The organism is Cupriavidus sp. PET2-C1 (assembly GCF_054515855.1).
Genome location: NZ_CM137259.1, coordinates 2,100,007 through 2,124,978 on the forward strand (window position 1 = coordinate 2,100,007; position 24,972 = coordinate 2,124,978).

Sequence of the window (24,972 nt, forward strand, 5' to 3'; positions counted from 1 at the left end):
GCTTCGATCTGGCTGCCGGCCCCTGCCGGCAAGTCCCGCTCAGCCGTCGAAGGCAGCGCGCAAGGCGGCGACCGCGTCGTCATGGGCGCCGGCCACCGCCGGGACAAAGCGTCCCAGCTTGAAAAAATCGTGGATCATGCCCTGGTAGTCGGCCAATTGCGCCGGCACGCCCGCGGCGCGCAGCTTGGCCGCATAGGCCACGCCTTCATCGTGCAGCGGGTCGTAGCCCGCCACGGCGATCCAGGCCGGGCAGCAACCGCGCACGTCAGCACCCGTGCCACCACCGTCGAGCGGGGCAAAACGCCAGTCGTCGCGGCTGGTTTCGCTGTCCAGGTATTGCGAGAAAAACCATTGGATCATCGGCGCGGTCAGCAGATAGCCCTCGGCCAGCGCGCGATGCGATGGCGTGTCCTGACGGGCACAGGTGCCGGGATAGATCAGCATCTGCAGCACAGGCTCCAGGCCCAGATCGCGCGCGTGCACGGCGCAGGCGCTGGCCAGGGTGCCGCCCGCGCTATCGCCGCCCAGGGCGATACGGCTAGCATCGGCGCCCAGGCGCGCGGCCTCGGCGAACACCCACGCCATGACATCGAACGCGTCATTCGCCGCATGGGGAAACTTCCACTGCGGGCCGAGCCGGTAGTCCACCGACAGCACCATGCAATCGGCCTGCATGCACAGCAGCCGGCTCAGGGGATCGTGCGAGTTGATGCTGCCCACCGTGAAGCCGCCACCATGGAAGTACACCAGCAAAGGCAACGGCTCGGCCCAGCTCGCCTCGCGCGGCGCATACAGCCGCACCGGGATGTCGTAGCCATCGCGCGCGGCTACCGTCAGGTTCTCCACGCTGTGCACGGCCTGCGGCGCGATATCCATGATGGGCGCGCTCTTCTCGTAGGCGGTCTTGGCGTCGGCCGGGTCCAGTTCGTGGATGGACGGACGCTTCACGCGCCCGATCAGCTCCAGCAACGCCGCCACCTGCGGGTCCAGCGGCACCGGCGGCATGCCGGGCATGGCAGGCACAGGCTGGGCAGGCGCAGCGGTGGAATCAGGCGGGACAGCGGACATGGACACTCGGAATCAGTAGCAACGAACCTTCGGCAGCAGCCGAATCCCCAGTGGCGTCAGCGCCGCTGGCGTTCGAATTGTGAACGATCGTTCGATTTTAGTATGATTCCAGATGTTTCTGCAGCAAAGCATATGAAATTTCCCTGGGGCTGGTCAGGGCGGCAGGTTTTGCGCGATCATCGACCATCGTCAGAAAAGCCAGAAGTCAGAAGAAATAGAAACCCTCATCGACGGAGACAACATAGATGGCCTTCATTTATTACCTGACCCATATCCACCTGGATTTCGGCACCATCAGCCAGCTCAAGGCAGAGTGCGATCGCATCGGCATCCGGCGCCCGCTGGTCGTCACCGACAAAGGCGTGGTTGCCGCCGGCGTGGCCCAGCAGGCCGTCGTGGCCCTGGGCGGCCTGGCGCACGAGATCTTCGACGAAACCCCCTCCAACCCGACCGAAGCCATGGTCAAGAAGGCCGCGGCGCAGTACCGGGATAGCGGCTGCGACGGGCTGATCGCGGTCGGCGGCGGCTCCTCCATCGACCTGGCCAAGGGCATCGCCATCCTCGCCACCCATCCCGGCGAGCTGACCACCTACGCCACCATTGAAGGCGGCAGCGCCAGGATCACCGAACGTGCCGCGCCGCTGATCGCCGTGCCGACCACCTCGGGCACGGGCAGCGAGGTGGCGCGCGGCGCCATCATCATCCTGGAAGACGGCCGCAAGCTCGGCTTCCACTCCTGGCACCTGCTGCCCAAATCCGCCATCTGCGACCCGGGCCTCACGCTGGGCCTGCCGGCTGGCCTGACCGCCGCCACCGGCATGGACGCCATCGCGCATTGCGTGGAAACCTTCCTGGCGCCTGCCTTCAACCCGCCCGCCGACGGCATCGCCCTGGACGGGCTGGAGCGCGGCTGGAAGCATATCGAACGCGCCACCCGCGACGGCCAGGACCGTGACGCGCGCCTGAACATGATGAGCGCCTCCATGCAGGGCGCCATGGCCTTCCAGAAGGGACTGGGCTGCGTGCACTCGCTGTCGCACCCGCTCGGCGGCCTCAAGGTGGACGGCAAGACCGGCCTGCACCACGGCACCCTGAACGCCGTGGTGATGCCGGCGGTGCTGCGCTTCAACGCCGATGCGCCCAGCGTGGTGCGCGACAACCGCTACGCCCGCCTGCGCCACGCCATGGGCCTGCCCCAGGGCGCCGACCTGGCCCAGGCCGTGCACGACATGACCGCGCGCCTCGGGCTGCCCACCGGCCTGCGCCAGATGGGCGTCACCGAAGACATGTTCGACAAGGTGATCGCCGGCGCACTGGTTGACCATTGCCACAAGACCAACCCGAAAGAGGCCAGCGCCGCGGATTATCGGCGTATGCTGGCGGAATCCATGTAAGTGCCGCGGCGGGCCGGCAGCACAGGTGCGCGGAACAGCCGGGGCGATCCAGCTTTTACCACCCAGCACGGAGAAGAGGTCATGACAGGGGAACACCTGCAGGTCTTGCACGGAGACATCACCCGCATGGAAGTCGACGCCATCGTCAATGCCGCCAATAGCGGCTTGCTCGGTGGCGGCGGTGTCGACGGCGCCATCCACGGCGCTGGCGGTCCCGCCATCATGGCCGCATGTCGCGGCATTCGCGAAACCAAGGGCGGCTGTCCCACCGGCCAGGCGGTGATCACCACCGGCGGCCTGCTGCCTTCGCCTTATGTCATCCACGCGGTCGGCCCGGTCTGGCAAGGGGGCGGCCACGGCGAAGACGCCCTCCTTGCCAGCGCCTACCAGGCCAGCATTGCGCTAGCCGCGCAGCACAAGCTGCGCACCATCGCCTTTCCCAATATCAGCACCGGCATCTACGGTTTCCCGCGCGAGCGCGCCGTGGATATTGCCATCGAGGCCGTACGCAAGGCCCTGGTGGCCGCACCCACCATCGAGCAGGTCAGTTTTGTCTGCTTCGATGACGAGAACTACCGCTTGTATCGGCACAGGTTGAGTTGAACGGCTGACGGGAAATCGGCATTCCCCTGCGATTTCCCGTTTTTCCGTTTTGCTGTTTTCCCCGCTCTCCCCGCCCTCGTTCCGGGTGTTCTTCCCGCGCCCGACCTAACTCGCTACCACCGCCCCCTCCAACGCCAGCCCCACCGCAGCCTGCGCATGCAAAGCCGTGGTATCGAACACCGGCAGCGCCACATCATCCTGCCCGATCAGCAGCGTGATCTCGGTGCAGCCCAAAATCACCCCGCCCACGCCTTGCGCCTGCAAGCCACCGATGATCCGCCTGTACACGTCGCGCGAGGCGTCGCGCACGATGCCGTGGCATAGCTCGTCGTAGATGATCCCGTGGACCAGCGCGCGGTCGGCGGCGTCCGGGACCACGACTTCGATGCCGTGCTTGTCCTGCATGCGGCCGCGATAGAAGTCCTGCTCCATGGTGAAGGCCGTGCCAAGCAAGCCCACGCGCCGGATGCCGGCGGCGCGCAATGCTTGCGCGGTGGGATCGACGATATGGAGAAAGGGAATGTCGAGCGCGGCTTCCAGGACAGGGGCCACGCGGTGCATGGTGTTGGTGCAGAGCAGCACGAAATCCGCGCCGGCGGCCTGCACCTGCAGGGCGGCTTGCCGCATGGATTCGCCGAGTTCGTCCCAGCGTTGCGCGTACTGCAGTGCCTTGATCTGCTCGAAGCTGACCGTGACCATGACGCTGCGTGCGTTATGGTGGCCGCCGAGGCGTAGTTTCATGTCCTGGTTGATCAGGCGGTAGTACTCGGCCGAGGATTCCCAGCTCATGCCGCCGATCAGTCCGATCGTTTTCATCTTGACCTTCCTCGCGCACCGGCGCTGTCGAATCAGGTCAATGTAGCAGCAGGCCCCACTCCGCCCCATGCACAGTGCGGCGGGTTCCGACCGGGCCAGCGCAGGCTCGCGTGCCTGACGCGGCCTTGCGTGGACAACAACGGATCAGGGCAAAGCGCTCCGGATCAACAGGTTGATGCGCTCCGGCTGCTCGTGGATGACCCAGTGGGTGCCATCCGGAATGCGTTCCAGCCGCATGTCCGGGATGAACTTGTCCAGGCCATCCAGCAGGCTCTTGGGCAGCGCGGTGTCGCGCTCGCCCCAGACCACCAGCGTCGGCACGCGCACGGTGAAAGCGGCGGGATCGAGCTTGGAGATATCGGGGGGCATCTCGCCTGGCCCCGGCGGGTGCATGGGCGATGCGCGGTAATAGTTCACACCGCCAGTCAGCGGGTGAGAGCCGCCAGCGCCGGGCTGCGACCAGGCGGCGTGGTATTTCTCGCGGGTCTCGCCGGTAAACCAGGGCGCGGACTGCTTGCCCTGCCCGTTCAGGAAGCCCTCGAGCTTGGCGAAGCCGTCCGCCGCCAGCGCTTGCTCCGATCCCGGCGCGCGCAGCCAGTTCATGTAGGCCGAGGCGGCCTGTTGCTGGGGATCGCCGGTCAGAGCCTTGGCAAACACATAGGGATGCGGTGAATTGATGATGACCAGCCGCTCCACCATCTGCGGAAACTGGATGGCCAGGTTCCAGCAGATTGCCCCGCCCCAGTCGTGCGCCACCACCACGCAATGCGAGTAGCCCAGCGCGTTGATGAACTGGACCAGGTCCTCGACGATGTGGCGGGGGCGGTAGGCCTCGACTTCCGCGGGCTTGCTTGAGAGGTTGAAGCCGCGCAGGTCCGGCGCCACGGCGAAGTGGGTCTTGCCGAACTCGGCCAGCTGGGCTTCCCACTCGTACCAAAACTCGGGAAAGCCATGCACGAACAGCACCAGCGGCTTGCCGCGCTCGCCGGCGCTGGCGTAGTGCAGACGCGTGCCATTGGGCAAGGTGGCGTACTGCAGATGGCGAATGACTGCAGGTTTGGTCATGAATTCCTCCCTTGCCGCAATGGCTGTCTCTGGTGGACTTGCTGCTGGCCGCGCCTGGCGGCTCCCCCTCGGTTATCCGCGCAAGGCTGCGATGAGCCCGGCGCGCACTTCCGGCTTGTCGGCGAACGGGTCGCTCGGGTTGCGTTGGCTAATGATATCTTCGAAGCGCTGCCGCACGGGATCCAGCTGCTGCGGATGCGAGTAAATATAGAAGCCGTTGTCGCGGATGGCGTCGAAGGTGAGCTGCGCCACTTCGGCGGCCGTGACCTTGCCCGAACTGACCGCTTTGTCCGACATGGCTTGCGACACCAGCTGCGAGCGCGTGGGCGGCGCGTCATTGGCCAGCCCGGCCGGCCGGTTGCGGCCCGATTGCGTGATGCCGGTCGGCACGAAATACGGGCACAGCACCGAGCAGCGCACCTGCTCGCTGACCAGGCTGAGATCCTGGTACAGCGACTCGGACAGGGAAACCACGGCGTGCTTGGAGACGTTGTAGACGCCCATCGCGGGCGGGCTGAGCAAGCCGGCCATGGAGGCCGTATTAACGATATGGCCTTCGAACGAGGGGTCCTTGGCCGCGGCCGCGAGCATCAGCGGGGTAAAGATGCGCACGCCGTGGATCACGCCAAAGAGGTTGACGCCCAGCACCCACTCCCAGTCGCGCTCGGTGTTTTCCCACATCAGGCCGCCCGCGCCCACGCCGGCGTTGTTGAACAGCAGGTTGACCTGGCCAAAGGCGGCGATGGCGGCATCGGCCAGCGCCTGCACCTGCTCGGCCTTGGACACATCCACGCGCACGCCGATCACCGGCACGCCTTGCGCCTTGAACTCCGCCACGGTGGCGTCCAGTGCGTCTTCCTGCACGTCGGCCAGCACCAGCTTCATGCCGAGTCCCGCACCCAGCTTGGCGAATTCCTTGCCGAAGCCCGATGCACCGCCGGTGATCACTGCCACCTTGCCTTGGAATTGCTTCATGTTGTCTGCCTCTCGTTGCTGTCGTTGTTATGGGATAGCCTTGCCGCGCGCGGGCCTTAGCCCGCGCGCTGCACTTGATAACCTTGGCGCGGGAAATGCACATTGACCGCACCCGCACGCGGATCCTGGCGGCGCAACGTGGCACGGTGGGCGTCCAGCGCCACCAGCACGCCGGCGACGGGATCGCGCGCGTAGTCCGTCGGCGTCACGGTGACAGCGTCGCCCGCTTCGAAGCCGCTGCCGGCAGCCACCCCGCCTGGCAACGCGGCCGGATCGGCGTGCCGTGCCACCTCCAGCGCCGACTCCGCGCTGACCACGCGCACCGAGCCATGGCCAAAGGCCTTCATGCGCGCATACCAGGCTTGCACCGCCGGATACGCATCCAGCAGCTTGGCCAGCTCACTGGCACGCTGGATAAACCAGACATTGTGGTACAGCGAAAAATCCGCCACCGACAGCTCGGCCCCGGCCACATGCGCCACGCCCGCCTTGAATTGCTGCTCGAGCCGCCCGAAGGTTTCATGCAGCATGGCGATGGCCTCGGGCAACGGCATGCGCAGTGCATTGGTTTCGCCACGCATGGCCTTGCGATCCGCCGCGAAAGCCTGCATTTGCGCCGGCGTGAGGTGGCCCAGCATGCTTTGCGCGCCGGCCGGCTGGAACAGGTAGGTGACGGCGGCGGTAAACAGCGCGGTGTCGATCCAGCCAGCGACCAGGCGCGTGGTGGCGGCTTGCGCGGCGGGATAGAGCGGGCACGCGGGCGCCACGCTGTCGATCACCTCGCAGATCAACGCGGTGTCGCAATAGATGTCGGCCCCCACCTGCAGGATCGGGGTGCGGCGGTAACCGCCGGTCAGCGCCACCACGTCCGGCTTTGGCATGATGGGCGGGATTTCGACCGCTTGCCACGCCAGGCCCTTCGCGCCCATCAGCAGGCGGATCTTCTCGGAGAACGGCGACGTTGCGTACTGGTGAAGGATAAGGTCTGCCATGGTGTCGGAATCGCTTGTGTTGCCAGTCTGAAGCCAGCCTGAAGCCAGATTAAATTCAGCCTGAAATTTCTCTTATGCCTGCTGCCAGTGCGCCGGGCGGATGCCGCCACGGGTATCAGCAAGGCGCGTGCCTGCTATTGATCGACCTCCTCTGTCACGGCTGTCATGCTGTCACGATGTCAACAGCAATACGACACTACCGCCCCGTTTGCTTCAGCGCCTTGAGCGCCATGTTCTCGACCAGGCGCGGCGCCAGCAGCTTGAGCCACAGCCCAAGCCGGCCCTTGCCGGTCATCACCAGTTCGCGCTTGCGCGCGACCATGGCCGCCAGCATCTGGCGCGCGCATTCCTGCGCGCTCATGGCCCCCTCCTCGCGCAGGCGGCTCTCGCCCAGTGGGCGGCCGTCGGGGCCAAAGCCGTTGATGCGCGTATCGGTCGCCACCACGCCGGGAAACACCACGCACACATCCACGCCAGACCCGCGCAACTCGGCCCGCAGCGCCTCGCAGAATCCCGCCAGCGCGAACTTGCTGGCCGAGTAGGCGGTGCGGCCCGGCACGCCGATCTTGCCGGCCAGGCTGGACACCGCCACCATCAGGCCGCCGCGCTCGCGCAGGTGCGGCAGCGCCTCGCGCGTGCACCACATGGCGCCGAAGTAGTTCACGCGCATGACCTGCTCGTAGTAGCTGTAGTCCGATACTTGTTCGAAGTAGCCGTGGGCGGACACGCCGGCATTGTTGACCAGCACGTCGAGCCCGCCGTACTGCGCCACCACCGTGGCCACCAGCCGCCGGCAGTCGAACTCGTCCGACACGTCGACGCGCCACACGCCGACGTCGGCAGCCGGGTGCTGGCGGCGGATGCGCTCCGCCAGCGCCTGCAGCATGTCGACACGGCGCGCCGCCAGCGCAAGCCGCGCGCCCTGCTGCGCCAGCAGCAGGGCCAGTTCGGCGCCAATGCCGTCGGACGCGCCGGTGATCAGCACGACCTTGCCAGTAAATGGAGCAAAGGCGGCCATGACTTCAATCCAGCAGGTCGGGCTGTTCCTTGACGATGCGGGCGTACAGCGGCTGGAACTGGAACCAGCCCGCCTGCGCGGTGCCGACGATCGAATACGCCTGGCTTGCCGCGGCGTCGGAGATCACCTTCAGCGGCGCATTGGTGCGCGCGGCAGCGGCCTCGGCCAGCAACTGCACCTGGCACGAGCGCTCCATGGTGATGAACCACCAGGCGGCTTCGTCTACCGTCTTGCCCACCGTCAGCAGGCCATGGTTCTGCAGGATCGCGGCCTTGTTGCTGCCCAGCGCGTTGGCGATGCGCTGGCCTTCGTCCAACTCCACCACCACGCCGCCGAAATCGTCATAGAGGGCATGGTCGTTGTAGAAGGCGCACACGTCCTGCGTCAGCGGGTCGAGCGTGCGGCCCAGCGTGGACCAGGCGCGGCCATAGGTGCTGTGCGAGTGCGCGGCAGCGACCGCGTCTTCACGGGTCTGGTGCACGCGCGAGTGGATGGCGAAGGCCGCGGCGTTGACCGGGTAATCGCCTTCCACCACGTCGCCATGGTGATCGCAGCGGATCAGGTTGGACACCTTGACCTGGCTGAAATGCACGCCGAACGGGTTGACCCAGAACGTATCCGGGAACTCGGGATCGCGCGCGGTGATGTGGCCGGCGACGCCTTCGTCGAAGCCGAACTTGGAAAACAAGCGGAAGGCCGCGGCCAGCCGCTGCTTGCGGTGCAGGCGCTCCTCCGCCGGCGTATCGAACTTCGGCGGGCGCGGCAGTACGCGGTACTTGGCCTTGACCGCTTCGGACAGGCCGGCGGCCATTTCGTCCTGGTCGGCCTCGGGCTTGGTGTGTTGGCCTGGCGCATTCATGGGGTGTCTCCTTGCTTGTAGTTGGTTTGCTCCCCTCTTCCCCTGAGGGAAGAGGGAGAAACAGCCGTCGTCATGGTGCGCGGCTCTGGCCCGCTCGGCGGCTTCGGTGCATGCCTCTGGCTTAAACCAGCTTGACCAGCTGCTTGCCGAAATTCTTGCCCTTGAGCAGGCCCATGAACGCTTCCGGCGCGCTCGCCAGGCCTTGCGCGACGCTCTCGCGGAACTTGAGCTTGCCTTGCGCCACCGCGGTGCCCAGCTCTTGCAGCGCTTGCGGCCACACGTCCATGTGTTCGGACACGATAAAGCCTTCCACGGTCAGGCGCGACACCAGGATCAGCTGCGGGTTTTTCAGCGGCATCGGCTGGCCATCGTAGCCGGCAATCATGCCGCAGATGGCGATGCGCCCGAAGGCATTCATGCGGGCCAGCACGGTGTCGAGGATCTCGCCGCCGACGTTCTCGAAATAGCCATCCACGCCGTCCGGGGTGGCTTCCTTGAACATCGTGTACAGCTCCTTGCTGTCCTTGGCCGCCTTGTAGTCAACGCAGGCATCGAAGCCCAGTTCATTGACCACGTAGTCGCACTTGTCCTTGCCGCCGGCAAAGCCGACCACGCGGCAGCCCTGGAGCTTGGCCAGCTGGCCCACCACGCTGCCGACCGCGCCGGAGGCCGCGCTCACCACGATGGTCTTGCCGGCCTTCGGCTGGATGATCTTGTTCAGGCCATACCAGGCCGTGACGCCGGGCATGCCGACCGAGCCAAGATAGGCCGACAGCGGAATATGGGTGGTATCGACCTTCTGGATGCCGAGGCCGTTGGTGACGCCCATTTCCTGCCAGCCGAACATGCCGACCACCTTGTCGCCGACAGCGTACTTGGGGTTCTTCGTCGCCACGATCTCGCCGACCGTGCCGCCGATCATCACATCGCCCAGCGGCTGCGGGGTGGCGTACGACTTGCCCTCGTTCATGCGGCCGCGCATATACGGATCGAGCGACAGGAAATGATTGCGGACCAGCACCTCGCCTTCGCCGATCTCGGGCACAGGCACTTCTTCCAGGCGGAAGTTCTCAGGGGTCACGGCGCCGGTGGGGCGCGATGCCAGGACGATGCGCTTGTAGGTGTTCGACATGATGGCTTCCTTACAGTGAAATGGACAAGGACACTCGTCCTTTGTCGTTCGTTGTGGGTGGTTGCCAGCTAGCGGGTCGGCTGGCTGGCTTGTTTTGCTATTTCATCAATGACAGCGCCAGTGCCCGATACGCGCGATGCGTGACGGGGTCGTTGGCGCCGTTGGCGGCGACGGGATGCGAGGCGTAGCGCACGATGGTGAGCTCCGCCTTGGGATCGACGTAAATACGCTGGCCGTGGATGCCGCGCGCCTCGAACACGCCGTGGTCGTCGTTCGAGACCCACCACATCGAACGATAGCTCCAGCCGGGCAAGGTGGCATAGCCAGCCTTGGCAAACTTGGCGGGATCGCCGCCGCGGCGGATGTCCGCCACGACTTCGGCCGGGATGACCTGGTGGCCGTTGAAGCGGCCGCCGTTGCGCATGGTCTCGCCAAAGCGGGCCAGGTCGCGCAGCGTGGTGTTCAGGCCGCCGCCACCGGACTCGCTGCCGATGCTGTCCACCATGAAGTAGGCATCGTTCTCCGCGCCCATTTTTTGCCAGACGCGCTCTGAAAGCAGCTTGGCCAGCGACTGCCCGGACACGCGCTTGACGATCCAGGCCAGGACTTCGGCATTGACGGTCTTGTAGGCGAAGGCCTGGTCATGCTCGCCTTCCTTCTTCAAGGTGACGAGGAATTCATAGAACGTCTTGGGCCCGGCATAGGCGGGCTCGCGCGGCATCATGCCGCCGGCGCGGCTGTAGTCCCAGACCTCGGCCTTGGGATCGGCGTAGTTTTCGGAGTACTTGACGCCCACCGTCATGTCCATGACTTCGCGCACCGTGGCATCGCCGTAGGCGGTGCCCGCCATCTCCGGCAGGTAGCGAGTAACGGGCGCGGCGGGGTCTAGCTTGCCGTCCGCCACCAGCATGGCGGCCAGCGTGCCGACGAAGGACTTGGTGACCGACATGGCGATGTGCGGCGTATGGTCATCCAGCGCGCCGAAGTACTTCTCGTACACCACGCGGCCCTTATGCATCACCAGGATGCCGTCGGTATAGGTCAGGCCCAGCATGTCGCTGAACGTGCGGCGGGTGCCGTCGGCATCGGTAAACGGCACGCCACCGATATCGCGCTCGGCACGCGGCAGTGCCGAAACCGGGCCGCGCCCGTGCCAGACCGCGGCGGTCGGGACCAGTTCACGGATATGCGAAAAGCTCCAGCGCGTGCGCGGGAAGCCGTTGCTGGCCGGGGTAAAGCTGATGATCTTGGCGGCTGCGGGAGGAAAGCCCTGCATCCAGCCCGCTGCAACGGGATCGGTGGCCACCGCGTCCGGGAACGCCAGTGCAGCCGGTGAGGCCGGTGCGGCCGGTGCGGCTACCGGCGCGCCGGCCGAAGGAACAGGTGCATTCTGGGCTTGGCCCGGCTGATACATGGCAAGGGCTCCTGCGCCGAAGGCGGCGAGCACGGTCAGTTTCAATCGCCGCGTGGCGGCAATCCGTTCAAACAGCATCTTGTCTCCATGTTTTGTTTTACAGCTGCTGCGCGCCGCCGGCTCTAGCTCTAGTGGCCCTGCCGGTCTTGTGGCTGATATTGCGTCCCTGTCCTGCGGCCTCAGCCGTCCGCGCCGGTATCCGAAGCGCCGCTCGCGGCACGTTGCGGGGGCACGCGCTTGACGAACTTGAACGTGCCCGACCCGCGCGACACGGTCTTGCCATCGGCGTCGACGATCTCCGCCTCGCAAAAGGCCATGGTGCTGGTACGGTGCACGCACTGGCCGCGCGCGATGAGCTTGCCGCGGCCGGGCGCCATGAAACTGGTCTTCATCTCGATGGTCACTACCCCGCGGCCATCGGGATCGGTTGCGCGGCCGGCGATGGCCATGGCCACGTCGAGCAGCGTCATCAGCACACCGCCATGGGCCATGTCCCAGCTGTTCTGGTGACGCGTTTCCAGCGCCAGTTCGATCTCGCTGCCCTCCTTGTCCATGCGGGTACATTGCACGCCAAGATCGGCAAGGAAGGGAATCTTGAGGGGAAATCCGTTGGTTTTAGTCATAGTTGCTAGTGTGGCGAAGACGGTACGGCTGGCCGGCTGGCGAGGCGGAAAGCCCCGCCCCGCACGGGCCAACCGCATTGGAGCATGGACTTTATACCGCGCTCACGCCGCCATCCACCGCCAGCACCTGGCCGGTGATGTGCTTGCCGGCGGCGCTGGCGAACAGCAGCGCCGCGCCCTTCAGGTCTTCGTCGTCGCCCAGCCGGTGCAGCGGCACCGATGCGCACATGGCATCCACCCCAAGGCGGTCCAGCGAGCCCTGCGTCATCTTGGAGGGGAAGAAGCCCGGCGCCAGCGCGTTCACCGTGATGTTGTGCTCGCCCCACTCGGCCGCCAGCGTGCGGGTGAAGTTCACCACCGCGCCCTTGGAGGTGTTGTAGGCGATGGTTTCCATCGATCCCGGCGGGTTGCCCGCCAGGCCGGCGATGGAGGCCACGTTGATGATGCGGCCATAGCGGCGCGGAATCATCGACAGCTTGCCGATGCGCTGCGACAGCAGGAACACGCCGCGGATATTCAGGTTCATCACCTTGTCCCACGCTTCCACGGGGTGATCTTCGGCAGGCGCGCCCCAGGTGGCGCCGGCATTGTTGACCAGGATGTCGATATGGCCCAGCTTGGCCAGGGCCTCGTCGGCCAGGCGCACGATATCCGCATCGCGCGCGCCGTCGGCGGCGATCCACTCGGCATCGATGCCAAGCGCCTTGAGGTGGGCTTGCGCCGCTTGCAGCTCATCGGCCTTGCGCGCCGACAGCACGATACGCGCGCCCTGCTCGCCAAGCGCTTCGGCGATCTGCAGGCCAAGCCCGCGCGAGCCGCCGGTGATCAGTGCCGTCCTGCCCTTGAGGTCGAACAATTGCTGGATGGTGTTCATGGTGTCTCCCGATTTGGTATGGCGCGCGCAGATCGCTGCGCGCGCTCGTTCATCTTGTGTGGCTGCCGCTCAGAACCAGGCGTCCTGCATGTCCAGCGTGGTGCGGTCGAGCGAGGCCAGCAGGTCCAGCTGCGGGCCCACCTTGGGCAGCTCCCAGCGGAAGAAGTACGCCGCCGCCGCCAGCTTGCCGCGATAAAAGTCCTGGTCTTCCTGGCCCTTGGCCCCCGCCAGCGCGGCTTGCGCCACCAGTTCCTGCTCCAGCCAGGTCCACGACAGCACGACATGGCCGAAGGCTTCCAGGTAGACCGAGGCGTTGGCCAGCGTCACCTTGGCGTCGCCCGCCGCCCACAGCGCCTGCGTGACTTGCGCCACGCGCGTGACGGCGGCGCCCAGCGCCTTCGCGTGGCTGCCCAGCGCGGCATCGCCGCTGGCCAGGGCGCGGCCGATGGTGGCCTGGATCTCTTCGCCCAGCGCCTTGAAGGCCGCGCCGTCCTTCATCACCACCTTGCGGCCCAACAGGTCCAGGCCCTGGATGCCGTGCGTGCCTTCATGGATCGGGTTGAGGCGGTTGTCGCGGTAGAACTGCTCGACGTTGTACTCGCGGGTGTAGCCGTAGCCGCCATGCACCTGGATGGCCAGGTTGTTGGCTTCCAGGCACCACTGCGACGGCCAGCTCTTGGCGATCGGCGTGAGGATATCGAGCAGCAGTGCCAGGCGTTCATGCTCGGCGCCCTGCGCTGCACGCTCCTGGTCCACCAGTTGCGCGCAATACAGGTTGAGCGCCAGCCCGCCTTCCACATAGCTCTTCTGCGCCAGCAGCATGCGCCGGATGTCCGCATGCTCCACCAGCCGCACCTGCGGGCTGGCCGGATCCTTGCCGCCGGGGCCGATCGGGCGGCCTTGCGGGCGGTTGCGCGCGTAATCGACCGAGTGCAGGTAGCCGGTATAGCCCAGCATGACCGCGCCCAGGCCCACGCCGATGCGGGCCTCGTTCATCATATGGAACATGCAGGCCAGGCCCTTGTGGGCCTCGCCCACCAGGTAACCAATGGCCCCTGCCTTGCCGCCCGGTTTGTACTTCATGCCTTCGCCGAAGTTCAGCAGGCAGTTGGTGGTGCCGCGATAGCCCATCTTGTGGTTCAAGCCAGCCAGCACCACGTCGTTGTGCTCGCCCTGGCTGCCGTCGGCGTTGACCAGGTATTTCGGCACGATAAACAGCGAGATGCCCTTCACGCCCGGGATCAGCTTGCCGTCCGGGCCGGGAATCTTGGCCAGCACGAGGTGGACGATATTGTCGGAGAGCTCATGCTCGCCGGCCGAAATCCACATCTTGTTGCCGCGCAGGCGGTATTGCTGGCCGAGCGGCGATTCGCCCTCGTAGTCGGCGCGCGTGGTGATGTCGGACAGCGACGAGCCTGCCTGCGGCTCGGACAGGCACATGGTGCCGAAAAAGCGGCCTTCCATCTCCGGCTTGACGAAGGTCTCTACCTGCGCCGGCGTGCCGTGCGTGAGCAGCAGGTTGGCGTTGCCGATGGTCAGGAAGGGATAGGAGCTGGTGCCGACATTGGCGCCCTTGAAGTAGGCAAAGCCGGCCTTCTCCACCACCACCGGCAGTTGCATGCCGCCGATGTCGTAGTCCTGCCCGGCGGCCATCAGGCCGGCCTCGCAAAAAGCCTTCAGCGCGGTCTTGACCTCGGGGATGATGCTGACGGTGTCGCCGTCGAAATGCGGCTCTTGCTGGTCGTTCTTCTTGTTGTGCGGCGCAAACAGGTCGGTGGCGATCTTCTCGCAGGTATCGAGCGCGGCGTCGAAGGTCTCGCGGGAATGGTCGGCGTAGCGCGGAATGCGGGTCAGCCCTTCGACCTTGAGCCATTCGTACAGCACGAAGTTCAGGTCACGGCGGGAAAGGATCAGCGACATGGCAGGAAACGGCTCCCAGACTGAAAGGGAAAATCAAAGATGCGCGACCCGGCGGCGGCTGCATCAACGGCAAGCCTCGCGGCGGAGATCGTCGCTGTCTCCACAACGGCGCGCTCTCATGGCACACCGCAAATTCTGTATCTCAACATGGCGCGGGGAAAGAAAAAGGCGCTCGCGCGCCCGTCTCTTGCCTGCCGTGCCTAGCGGCCTTCGCCCAGGCGGGCGATCAGCGTGTCGCCGATCGCCGGACGCAGGTAGTTGATCTTGTACCCGGAGGCCACCACCGGCGCGGCCATGGCCGCGCTGGCCAGCACCGAGAAGGGCTGGCTGGCCAGCACCTCCCGGCCATGGGCCAGCATCGGGTCGGCTGAATCGCTCACGGTACCGTGCCGCCTCAGAAGACTTCGAACAGGCCGGCAGCACCCTGGCCACCGCCGATGCACATGGTGACCACCACGTACTTCGCGCCACGGCGCTTGCCCTCGATCAGCGCGTGGCCGACCAGGCGGGCGCCCGACACGCCATAGGGGTGGCCCACCGCGATGGCGCCGCCATTGACGTTCAGGCGGTCCATGGGGATGCCCAGGGTGTCGGCGCAGTACAGCACCTGCACGGCGAAGGCTTCGTTCAGTTCCCACAGTCCAATGTCGGCCACCGTCAGGCCGGCTTTCTTCAGCAGCTTGGGCACCGCGAACACCGGACCGATGCCCATTTCGTCAGGCTCGCAACCGGCCACGGCAAAGCCGCGGAAGGCGCCCAGCGGCTGCAGGCCGCGGGCCTCGGCCACCTTCGAGTCCATCACCACGACCGCCGAAGCGCCGTCGGAGAATTGCGATGCGTTGCCTGCCGACACCACGCCGCCGGGCATGGCGGTGCGGATCTTCGACACGGCTTCCAGCGTGGTATCGCCGCGGATGCCTTCGTCGGCCGAGACCGTGACTTCCTTGGTCATCAGCTGGCCGGTCGCCTTGTCGGCCATGCCGGCGAGCACCGTGATCGGCACGATTTCATCGTTGAACTTGCCGGCTTCCAGGGCGGCGAAGGCGCGCTGCTGGCTGCGCACGCCGTATTCGTCCTGGCGCTCGCGCGAGATGTTGTAGCGCTTGGCCACGTTCTCGGCGGTTTGCAGCATGTTCCAGTAGATTTCCGGCTTGTTCTTGGTCAGCCAGTTTTCCTGGATCATGTGGCGGTTCATTTCCTGCTGCACGCAGGAAATGCTCTCCACGCCACCGGCCACGAAGATGTCGCCTTCATCGGCGATCACGCGCTGCGCGGCCATGGCGATGGTTTGCAGGCCGGACGAGCAGAAACGGTTCACGGTGGCGCCGGGCACGGTAACCGGGCAGCCCGCGCGCAGCGCGATCTGGCGCGCGATATTGGCGCCGGTGGCGCCTTCCGGGTTGGCACAGCCCATCAGCACGTCTTCCACTTCGCCGGCGTCGATCTTGGCGCGCGCAATGGCGTGCTGGACCGCGTGGCCGCCCAGGGTCGCGCCGTGGGTCATGTTGAAAGCACCCTTCCAGCTTTTGGCCAGGCCGGTACGTGCGGTGGAAACGATGACTGCCTCTTTCATGTCTTGCTCCTCGGTATCTCTGGTATCTGGTGACCTGCGGCGTGCGTTCACGTCCGGCAGTGTCATGCAATATGTCGTTGGCTGGGTTCAGCCGTGTCAGCTCGGGTTGGCTTGGCGATTCTTCGGTTTCAGGACAGCACGGCGGCCGATTGCAGGCGTCGCACGCCCGCGGCTTCCAGGTCTTGCCACGCACGCGCCAGCGACCCGTCGAGGTCGATGGCGCGGCAGGCATCCTCGACCACGACGGCCTCGAACCCCGCCGCCCGGGCATCCAGCGCGCTCCAGGCAACGCAGTAATCCGTTGCCAGTCCCACGCAAAACACCCGGCGCACGCCACGCTCGCGCAGATAGCCCGCGAGCCCCGTCGGGGTGGCGCGGTCGGCCTCCATGAAGGCCGAGTAGCTATCCACCTCGCGGTGATGGCCCTTGCGGATCACCATCTGCGCTTGCGGCACTTCCAGCCCGGCATGCAGCGCCGCGCCGTGGGTGTCCTGCACGCAATGCGTGGGCCACAAGACTTGCTGGCCATAGGGCAACGCCACGATCTGGAACGGCTGCTTGCCGGCATGGTTGGCAGCAAACGAAACGTGATCGGCGGGATGCCAGTCCTGGGTCAGCACCACGCGCGCAAACGCCGTCGCGAGGCGGTTGATCACGGGCACGACGTCATCGCCCTGCGCCACGGCAAGCGCGCCGCCCGGCATGAAGTCGTTCTGCACGTCGATGACCAGCAGGCAATCTTCGGGGCCGTATTGCTTGGCCATGCCGCTACTCCTCGCTTGGTGACCGGTTTGCGATCAGTGATGAGAACCCCGCGCGGCCTGGCTGCGCCGCGCGAAATCGCCTTGGCTGCATTTAGCCGTTGAAGCCCTTGCCCTCGCCAGCCAGCTTGACCAGCAGCGGAGCTGCCTGCCAGGCTTCGCCGTGGTAGCCCTTGGCATAACGCGCCATCGACTGCGCCACATTGAACAGGCCAACCTGGTCCGCGTACAGCATCGGGCCGCCGCGGAACAGCGGGAAACCGTAACCGGTCAGGTAGACCATGTCGATATCCGAGGCCTTGGAGGCAATGCCTTCTTCCAGGATCTTGGCGCCTTCGTTGACCAGCGCGAACACCAGGCGCTCGACGATTTCCTCATCGGAGATCTTGCGGCGGGTGATGCCCAGGTCCTTGGAGTGCTGCACGATCATGTCGTTGACCTGCTGGTTCGGGTACGGCTTGCGGTCGCCCGCCTTGTAGTCGTACCAGCCCGCGCCGGTCTTCTGGCCATAGCGGCCCAGTTCGCACAGCAGGTCGGCGGTCTTGGAGTACTGGATCTCCGGCTTGTCGATCGCGCGGCGCTTGCGGATCGCCCAGCCGATGTCGTTGCCGGCCAGGTCGCCCATGCGGAACGGACCCATGGCAAAGCCGAACTTCTCGATGGCCTTGTCCACCTGCTCCGGCAGCGCGCCTTCATCCAGCAGGTAGCCAGCCTGGCGGCTGTACTGCTCGATCATGCGGTTGCCGATAAAGCCGTCGCACACGCCCGATACCACGGCGGTCTTCTTGATCTTCTTGGCGACCTGCATGACGGTTGCCAGCACATCCTTGCCGGTCTTCTCGCCGCGCACCACTTCCAGCAGCTTCATCACGTTGGCCGGGCTGAAGAAGTGCATGCCGACCACGTCTTGCGGGCGCTTGGTGAAGGAGGCGATCTTGTTGACGTCCAGCGTGGAGGTGTTCGAAGCCAGGATCGCACCCTGCTTCATCACTTCATCCAGCTTCTTGAAGACGATTTCCTTGACGCCCATTTCTTCGAACACAGCCTCGATGACCATGTCCGCGTCCTTGATCTCGTCATAGGACAGCGTGGTGGTCAGCAGGCCCATGCGCTGCTCGACCTTCTCTTGCGTGAGCTTGCCCTTCTTGGCGCTGTTCTCGTAGTTCTTGCGGATCGTGGCCACGCCGCGGTCCAGCGCTTCCTGCTTGGTTTCCAGCATGATCACCGGCACCCCGGCGTTCAGGAAGTTCATGGTGATGCCGCCGCCCATGGTGCCAGCGCCGATCACGGCGACCTTCTCGATCTTGCGGGTCGCGGTGCCTTCGGGCACGTCAGGAATCTTGCTGGCGGCGCGTTCGCCAAAGAAGGCGTGACGCAGCGCGCGCGATTCGGGCGTGGTGATCAGGTACATGAAGCCTTCGCGCTCGGCCTTCAGGCCAGCTTCGAACGGCTTGAGCGAGGCGGCCACGGCATCCACGCACTTCAGCGGCGCCGGGAAGTTCTTGGCGACGGCCGCCACGGTATTGCGCGAGAAAGCGATAAAGCCTTCCGCGTTCTCGTGCTTGACCTTCAGGTCGCGCACCTTGGGGTACGGGCCGGGGTTGGCCGCCGCCGTCTTGGCAAACGCCACGGCTGCGGGCAGCACGTCGCCGTCGACGATCTCGTCGAACAGCTTGGTGCCTGCGAATTTTTCGCTGGGGATGGCGTTGCCCGACACGATCATGTTCAGGGCAGCTTCCAGTCCGATCACGCGCGGCAGGCGCTGCGTGCCGCCAGCGCCGGGCAGCAGGCCCAGCTTCACTTCCGGCAGGGCGATCTGCGCGCCCTTCGAAGCCACACGGTAGTTACAACCCAGCGCCAGCTCCAGGCCACCGCCCATGGCAACGGAATGGATCGCCGCCACGACGGGCTTGCTCGAGCCTTCCACGACCTTGATCACCGAGTGCAGCGTCGGTTCCTGGGTAGCCTTGGGCGTATTGAATTCACGGATGTCGGCGCCGCCCGAGAAGGCTTTGCCGGCGCCGGTAATGACGATGGCCTTGACGGCCGCATCGTCCAGCGCACGGGTCATGCCTTCGACGATGCCAAGCCGGGTGCTGAGACCCAGGCCATTGACGGGGGGATTGTCGAGCGTGATGACGGCGACGCCGTCCTGAACCTGATACTGCGCTGTCATGCTGGTTCCTTTGGTAACTAGAAGTTGTCTCGGGATTCGAATTCTCGAATTATGTTTTTCCGCGGGGCCCCAAACCACCGCCCGGCCACCAGGGAAGCACTGTGCTTGCCGCCCTCGGCCCGTGCCCACCCTATCGCGAGCGGATCAAGCATACACAAAATAGCACGGTCGTTCAATTTCATTTTGGGGCTTCGCTGGCACTCCCATGCGCCTCATTCATGGCGGATCTCGCCCGCGTGCATTCAGGCTGCCGAAAGGCTGGCAAAGGCCACCAAAAAAACTAGGGTAAGCCCGGAGTCTCATGGCCCATGCAGCACATTGCCCAGCCCCTGAGGAATACCTCTAGTCACAGTAGACGACTTTCCTGACATAAACCGCCGCAACCCTCGGATTTACCCGGATAACCCGGTAGACTCGCGCCCTTTGCCCGCACGGGCGCCCCACAAGGCGTCGCCCGTGCCGAAGCCGCGGCCCCGTCCGCCGAAGTTTCCAGTGACCCTGATGTCTTCCCATCCACATCCCCATCCTCACCAGCACCCTGTCGTCGAGCACGACGACCTGCAGCGCAAACTCAAGGCCCGCCACCTGACCATGATCGCCATCGGCGGTGCGGTCGGCACCGGGCTGTTCGTCGCCTCCGGCGCGTCGATCTCCCAGGCGGGGCCCGGTGGCGCACTGTTGATGTACTGCCTGATCGGGCTGATGGTGTACTGCCTGATGACCAGCCTGGGCGAGCTCGCCGTGCATATGCCGGTGGCCGGCTCTTTCGTCACCTACAGCGCGCTGTACGTAGAAGAAGGCTTTGGCTTCGCGCTCGGCTGGAGTTACTGGTTCAGCCTCGCGGTCACGATTGCCGTGGAGCTGGCGGCGGCGCAGCTAGTGATGCAGTACTGGTTTCCGCACGTCTCCGGCGTGGTGTGGAGCGCGGGCTTCCTGCTGCTGATGTTTGGCCTCAATGCGTTTTCGGTACGCGGCTTCGGTGAGGCCGAGTACTGGTTCGCGCTGATCAAGGTGGCCACGATCCTGATCTTCCTGGCTGCCGGCCTGATGATGATCTTCGGCATCATGCAGGGCGGCCCGCAGTCCGGCTGGCACAACTTCACGCTGGGCGATGCCCCCTTTGTTGGCGGCATCCCCGCCATGTTCGGCGTGGCCATGATCGCCGGGTTCTCCTTCCAGGGCACGGAAACGGTCGGTGTGGCTGCTGGCGAAGCCGCCGACCCGGCACGCACCATCCCGCGCGCCATCCGCCAGACCTTCTGGCGCATCCTGCTGTTCTACGTGCTGGCGATCCTGATCATCGGCGTGCTGATCCCCTATACCGACCCCAGCCTGCTGCGCAACGACGTCACCGACATCGGCGTCAGCCCCTTCGCGCTGGTGTTCCGCCACGCCGGCCTGGCCTTCGCCGCCGGCCTGATGAATGCCGTGGTGCTGACCGCCCTGCTCTCCGCCGGCACCTCCAGCATGTACGCCTCCACCCGGATCCTTTACGGGCTGGCGGTCAGCGGGCGGGCGCCGCGCGCGCTGGCGCGCCTGTCCGCCAGCGGCGTGCCCTACGTCGCGCTGTTCGCCACCACCGCCGTCGGCGCCCTGTGCTTCCTCAGCTCGCTGTTTGGCGACAAGGCGGTCTACCTGTGGCTGCTGAACACGTCCGGCATGACTGGCTTTATCGCCTGGCTCGGTATCGCCATCAGCCACTACCGCTTTCGCCGCGGGCTGGTGCACCAGGGCTACAAGCCGTCCGACCTGGCCTACCGCTCGCCGCTCTACCCGTTTGGCCCCATCTTTGCCATCGTGCTGTGCGTGGTGATCGTGCTTGGCCAGAACTACCAGGCCTTCTCCGACGTGCGCGGGCGCTGGCTGGAGATTGTCGGCACGTATATCGGCGTGCCGCTGTTCCTGCTTCTCTGGCTTGGCTATCGGCTGGTCAAGAAGACGCGGCTGATCGACTACGAAGATATGCCGTTCAACTGCGCGCGGGCAACCGAGGCAGGGCCGGCTGCAGCTTCACTGCCAGGGCAAGCGTCCACCGACAGCAATGCCGCATAACGCGCCAGATCCACATTGCCGCCGCTGACGATGATGCCAACACGCTTGCCCAGCAGCGGCAACCCCGCATAGCGCGCGGCGGCAAGGCCAAGGCAGCCGGTCGGCTCGACCACCAGCTTCATGGCCTGCGCGAACATGCGCATGCATTCGCGCAGCGCGTGGTCCGGCACGGCGACGATGTCGGTCACGCCGCGGCGGATCAGCCCGAACGTCAGCGCCCCGAGATGCTGGGCGCGCGCGCCGTCGGCGATCGTGTCGGGTGGCTCGATATGCACGATGTCGCCGCAGCGAAGCGACTGCTGCCCATGATTGCCCGCCTGCGGCTCGACGCCGTACAGCAGGCAGCCGGGCGAGAGCTGTTCTTTCACCAGGGCGGCCCCCCCGAGCAGCCCCCCGCCCCCCTGGCAAACGAACAGGGCATCGAGGGGGCCGGTTTCCTCCAGCAATTCGCGCGTGACCGTGCCTTGCCCGGCAATGACATCGGCATGGTCGTAGGGCGGGATCAGCGTCAGCCCGCGCTCTTCCGACAAGCGCCGCGTGATCGCTTCGCGGTCGTCCACCTGGCGGTCGTACAGGACCACCTGCGCACCATAAGCACGGGTCGCCTCCACCTTGGACGCCGGCGCGTCGCGCGGCATCACCACCGTCACCGGAATGCCAAGCACCTGCCCGGCAAGCGCGATGCCTTGCGCGTGGTTGCCGCCGGAGAACGCGACCGCGCCGCGGCGGCGCTGCCCGGCATCGAAGCGCGCCAGCGCATTGAAGGCGCCGCGAAACTTGAAAGCGCCGGTACGTTGCAGGTTCTCGCACTTGAAGAACAGTTCGGCGCCGACCCAGGCATCCATCGCGGGCGAACGCAGCACCGGTGTGCGCCACGCGTGCCCGGCCAGCCGGTTGGCGGCGGCCACCACATCGTCATAGGTCGGCAGGGCGGCGTGCATCGGCCGATTCACTCTGCCGCCTCGTCGGTGGGACGCTTCCACGCGGCCAGCACCTCGGGCGATGGCGTCAGCGCAAGGTTGATGCCGCGCGTACCGATCGCCTGCTGGAACCAGCGCTTCTGCAATGCCACCACCTCCGGGCCGGCGAAGACCGCGGTCAACGTCTGGTCGACCAGCTGCTTCCATTCCGGATCGGATTTCGGCAGCATCAGCGCGTTGCGTTCGGTGGAGAGCGCTGGCCCGACGACCGTGTATTGCGACGGGGCCTTTGAATTGGCACGCAGGCCGTACAGCACCACATCATCCAGCACGAAGGCCTGGGCGCGACCGGTCTCCAGCAACAGGAAGGACTCGTTATGGTCCTTCGCGTACACGTCGTTGTAGGCGTACTGCGTCTTGAGCCGGCGCACGTGGCGATCGCCGGTGGAGCCCGCGCTGGTGACCACGACCTTGCCGCGCAGATCGCTAAGGGATTGAATGCCGGAATCCTCGCGAACCAGCATGCGTACCACCGACACATAGTGCGATACGCTAAATGCCACCTGCTTCTGGCGCTCGACCGTATTGGTGTTGGGCGCGCAGTCCACGGTCACCAGGCCGTTCATTACCGCCGGCACGCGGCTCTGCGCCGTCAGCGGCAGCCAGCGCACCTTCAGGTCCTTCAGGCCGAGCTTCTGGCGCGCGGCCTCGGCCACGCGCAGGCACAAGTCCACGGCGTAGCCCGAAGGCTGGCCCTTGATGTCGGAGAAGGAGAACGGCAGCGCGCCCTCGCGATAACCCATCGCGATCGTGCCGGATTCCCGGATCTGCTCCAGGATCGGACTCTGGGCGCGCGCGGACTGGAGGCTGGCCAACGCAGCGAGAGCGGTCAGCGCGGCGAACGCGCGCGCTGTGAATGAGACAGGAAAGGACATGGCAGGTGCTCGGGCAAAGTGCGTAGCGTATTGCGCACTCTGCCCCAGTGAAACAATATCTTTCTTATAAGAGCATGCCCGGCATTCTCATAAGCAAATTGCTTTTCCGTGCGATCAAACCAGGCTCGCCGGGGAAGGTATCGCTTGCTCGACCGAATCACCGTGACCGGCGCCCAGATCACCGCAGAGCGGGTCGAGCTCTTCCTCGGTCCCCAGTTCCCCTTCCCATTTGGCAACGACGGCAGTGGCAATGCTATTGCCCAGGACATTGGTCGCCGTGCGCCCCATATCCAGGAACTGATCGATTCCCATCACCAGCAACAGGCCGGCCTCCGGCAAGCCGAACATCGGCAAGATGGCGGCTACCACTACCAGCGAGCCGCGCGGGACCGCGGCCATGCCCTTGCTGCTGACCATCAGGATCAAAAGCATGGTGATCTGGTGCCCGAGCGACATAGGGATATCGAAGGCCTGCGCGATAAAGACCGCCGCAAACGCCTGATACACCATGGAGCCGTCGAGGTTGAAGGAATAGCCCAGCGGCAGGACAAAGCCGACCAGGCGCTTCTTGACCCCGAAGCGCTGCAGCCGCTCGATCATCTTCGGGTAAGCCGCCTCGCTGCTGGCGGTGGAAAAGGCAATCATCATGGGTTCGCGGATACCCTTTGCCAGATCGAACATGCGTCCCTTGAGAACCGCATAGCCCGCGATGAAGAGGACGGCCCACAGGGCCAGCAAAGCGAGATAGAACGCGCCAATGAACTTGCCATAGGTCACCAGTACGTCAAGACCCTGCACGGTGATGGCCGCGGCAAGCGCCGCAAAGATGCCGACCGGCGCGAACAACATCACCGTATTCGTGATGCTCAGCATCACGTGCATCAGTTCGTCGACGGACCGCTTCAGGAACTGGCCCGAGCCGCTGGTCGTCTTGCCCAGCGCAATGCCGAAGAAAAGCGAGAAGATCAGGATCTGCATGATCTCGTTGGTCGCCATGGCATCGAAGATGCTCTTGGGGAAAATATGCGTGACGAACTCTTTCAAGTTGAGTGCGCTGGTCTTGAGATTCGTGCTTGCGCCAGCGTCCGGCAGAACCATGTTCAGGCTGACACCGGGTTGCGCCAGGTTCACGAACAGCAGTCCGATGCTCAGCGACACAAGTGACGCGAGGATGAACCATGTCAAGGCCTTGGCGCCGATGCGGCCAATCGCCTTGGTGTCGTCCATGCTCGCGATGCCCGAGACCAGGGTCGCGAATACGAGCGGAGCGATGATCATCTTGATCATGCGCAGGAAGATCTCGGTGACGATCGAGAAATTCCCGGCGATCGTCTTGGCAGCTGCCGCGTCCGCCGCCATGCGGTGACAGGCATAACCAACGATGACACCCAGGACCATGCTGAGCATGATCCAGCGGGTAAGTTTGTTAGTGGTTTTCAAAGCTTCTCCTCCTGGCCAGTTTCCAATATCGGCGCGCAGTGCATCCTGCCCATGCCGATAAGACAGATTATCCAACACTAGACAAACCGTCAACACGATGAAAACCCGAAGTGTTTTGGCAAGCCGAGCGCGCAGCGCCGGTGGCAGGCGCACGCAAGCGCGTGCCGCCGGACGACGGCAGCAAAGCGAAAGCAATGGAGGGGATGGAGGGGATGGCCTGAGCGACGCCAGGCATGCAATGGCGACACCGGGGAGGGGGGAATTTCCGGTGAAGGCAAACGCCATCGCACGCGCAGCCTGATGGACAGGCTCGCACGGATGATGATCGGTAGGAGTGGTCGAATCTGTTCCTGGCTGTGATG

22 protein-coding genes are annotated in these 24,972 nt (G+C 65.4%); 3 read left to right on the forward strand and 19 right to left on the reverse strand.

Translation table 11 applies throughout. The features are described 5' to 3' along the window. Window positions 1–39: 39 nt before the first annotated feature. Window positions 40–1,014, reverse strand: a complete 975-nt coding sequence (locus tag ACX12D_RS09510) for an alpha/beta hydrolase (protein ID WP_459373987.1) — start codon at window positions 1,012–1,014, stop codon at window positions 40–42. A gap of 299 nt (window positions 1,015–1,313) precedes the next feature. On the opposite strand from ACX12D_RS09510, the gene ACX12D_RS09515 reads away from it, so the two are divergent. Together ACX12D_RS09515 and ACX12D_RS09520 are read left to right on the forward strand one after the other, a co-directional pair. Continuing rightward, window positions 1,314–2,462, forward strand: a complete 1,149-nt coding sequence (locus ACX12D_RS09515) for an iron-containing alcohol dehydrogenase (RefSeq protein ID WP_459373817.1) — start codon at window positions 1,314–1,316, stop codon at window positions 2,460–2,462. 81 nt (window positions 2,463–2,543) lie between these two features. After that, complete coding sequence (locus ACX12D_RS09520; protein ID WP_441634884.1) at window positions 2,544–3,065, forward strand: O-acetyl-ADP-ribose deacetylase; 522 nt, start codon at window positions 2,544–2,546, stop codon at window positions 3,063–3,065. 105 nt (window positions 3,066–3,170) lie between these two features. Here ACX12D_RS09520 and ACX12D_RS09525 read toward each other — a convergent pair whose 3' ends face one another. The 15 genes from ACX12D_RS09525 to ACX12D_RS09595 all read right to left on the reverse strand — a co-directional run bounded on the left by ACX12D_RS09525 (window position 3,171) and on the right by ACX12D_RS09595 (window position 19,263). Further along, window positions 3,171–3,881 (reverse strand): aspartate/glutamate racemase family protein, encoded by a 711-nt coding sequence (locus tag ACX12D_RS09525; RefSeq protein ID WP_459373818.1) that lies wholly within the window; start codon window positions 3,879–3,881, stop codon window positions 3,171–3,173. Between the two features lie 144 nt (window positions 3,882–4,025). Next, window positions 4,026–4,946 carry an alpha/beta fold hydrolase gene (locus ACX12D_RS09530; RefSeq protein ID WP_459373819.1) on the reverse strand — a complete coding sequence of 307 codons (921 nt, stop codon included), beginning with the start codon at window positions 4,944–4,946 and terminating at the stop codon, window positions 4,026–4,028. A 72-nt stretch (window positions 4,947–5,018) separates the two neighbouring features. Next, window positions 5,019–5,921, reverse strand: a complete 903-nt coding sequence (locus ACX12D_RS09535) for an SDR family oxidoreductase (protein ID WP_441634875.1) — start codon at window positions 5,919–5,921, stop codon at window positions 5,019–5,021. Window positions 5,922–5,977: 56 nt separating this feature from the next. Beyond that, entirely contained in the window at window positions 5,978–6,913 is a 936-nt protein-coding gene (locus ACX12D_RS09540; protein ID WP_459373820.1) for a glutathione S-transferase family protein, read from the reverse strand. Window positions 6,914–7,109: 196 nt separating this feature from the next. Next, window positions 7,110–7,931 (reverse strand): SDR family oxidoreductase, encoded by an 822-nt coding sequence (locus ACX12D_RS09545; RefSeq protein WP_459373822.1) that lies wholly within the window; start codon window positions 7,929–7,931, stop codon window positions 7,110–7,112. A 4-nt stretch (window positions 7,932–7,935) separates the two neighbouring features. Then, the gene (locus ACX12D_RS09550) at window positions 7,936–8,790 is read right to left on the reverse strand and encodes a class II aldolase/adducin family protein (protein ID WP_459373823.1); all 855 of its coding nucleotides are present in this window, start codon (window positions 8,788–8,790) and stop codon (window positions 7,936–7,938) included. Window positions 8,791–8,911: 121 nt separating this feature from the next. After that, window positions 8,912–9,922, reverse strand: coding sequence for an NADP-dependent oxidoreductase (locus ACX12D_RS09555; RefSeq protein ID WP_459373824.1), 1,011 nt, complete (start codon window positions 9,920–9,922; stop codon window positions 8,912–8,914). A gap of 97 nt (window positions 9,923–10,019) precedes the next feature. Beyond that, window positions 10,020–11,414, reverse strand: a complete 1,395-nt coding sequence (locus ACX12D_RS09560; RefSeq protein WP_459373825.1) for a serine hydrolase domain-containing protein — start codon at window positions 11,412–11,414, stop codon at window positions 10,020–10,022. A 101-nt stretch (window positions 11,415–11,515) separates the two neighbouring features. Beyond that, window positions 11,516–11,959 (reverse strand): PaaI family thioesterase, encoded by a 444-nt coding sequence (locus ACX12D_RS09565; protein ID WP_459373826.1) that lies wholly within the window; start codon window positions 11,957–11,959, stop codon window positions 11,516–11,518. Window positions 11,960–12,050: 91 nt separating this feature from the next. Next, complete coding sequence (locus ACX12D_RS09570; RefSeq protein ID WP_174426386.1) at window positions 12,051–12,833, reverse strand: SDR family oxidoreductase; 783 nt, start codon at window positions 12,831–12,833, stop codon at window positions 12,051–12,053. A 69-nt stretch (window positions 12,834–12,902) separates the two neighbouring features. Further along, window positions 12,903–14,753, reverse strand: coding sequence for an acyl-CoA dehydrogenase (locus tag ACX12D_RS09575; RefSeq protein WP_459373827.1), 1,851 nt, complete (start codon window positions 14,751–14,753; stop codon window positions 12,903–12,905). Window positions 14,754–14,953: 200 nt separating this feature from the next. After that, the gene (locus tag ACX12D_RS09580; RefSeq protein WP_459373828.1) at window positions 14,954–15,133 is read right to left on the reverse strand and encodes a hypothetical protein; all 180 of its coding nucleotides are present in this window, start codon (window positions 15,131–15,133) and stop codon (window positions 14,954–14,956) included. 14 nt (window positions 15,134–15,147) lie between these two features. Next, the gene (locus ACX12D_RS09585) at window positions 15,148–16,326 is read right to left on the reverse strand and encodes an acetyl-CoA C-acyltransferase (RefSeq protein WP_459373830.1); all 1,179 of its coding nucleotides are present in this window, start codon (window positions 16,324–16,326) and stop codon (window positions 15,148–15,150) included. 128 nt (window positions 16,327–16,454) lie between these two features. Then, window positions 16,455–17,090, reverse strand: a complete 636-nt coding sequence (gene pncA, locus ACX12D_RS09590) for a bifunctional nicotinamidase/pyrazinamidase (protein WP_459373831.1) — start codon at window positions 17,088–17,090, stop codon at window positions 16,455–16,457. A gap of 91 nt (window positions 17,091–17,181) precedes the next feature. Then, window positions 17,182–19,263, reverse strand: a complete 2,082-nt coding sequence (locus tag ACX12D_RS09595) for a 3-hydroxyacyl-CoA dehydrogenase NAD-binding domain-containing protein (RefSeq protein WP_174426390.1) — start codon at window positions 19,261–19,263, stop codon at window positions 17,182–17,184. A gap of 501 nt (window positions 19,264–19,764) precedes the next feature. On the opposite strand from ACX12D_RS09595, the gene ACX12D_RS09600 reads away from it, so the two are divergent. Next, complete coding sequence (locus ACX12D_RS09600) at window positions 19,765–21,315, forward strand: amino acid permease (protein ID WP_459373832.1); 1,551 nt, start codon at window positions 19,765–19,767, stop codon at window positions 21,313–21,315. Here ACX12D_RS09600 and ACX12D_RS09605 read toward each other — a convergent pair. From ACX12D_RS09605 to ACX12D_RS09615, 3 genes are all read right to left on the reverse strand, one after another. After that, entirely contained in the window at window positions 21,216–22,256 is a 1,041-nt protein-coding gene (locus tag ACX12D_RS09605; RefSeq protein WP_459373833.1) for a threo-3-hydroxy-L-aspartate ammonia-lyase, read from the reverse strand. The genes ACX12D_RS09600 and ACX12D_RS09605 overlap by 100 nt on opposite strands. An 8-nt stretch (window positions 22,257–22,264) precedes the next feature. After that, window positions 22,265–23,170: an amino acid ABC transporter substrate-binding protein gene (locus ACX12D_RS09610; protein ID WP_459373834.1), complete on the reverse strand. Its 906-nt coding sequence runs from the start codon at window positions 23,168–23,170 to the stop codon at window positions 22,265–22,267. A 114-nt stretch (window positions 23,171–23,284) separates the two neighbouring features. Further along, entirely contained in the window at window positions 23,285–24,577 is a 1,293-nt protein-coding gene (locus ACX12D_RS09615; protein WP_459373988.1) for a dicarboxylate/amino acid:cation symporter, read from the reverse strand. Window positions 24,578–24,972 lie beyond the last annotated feature (395 nt).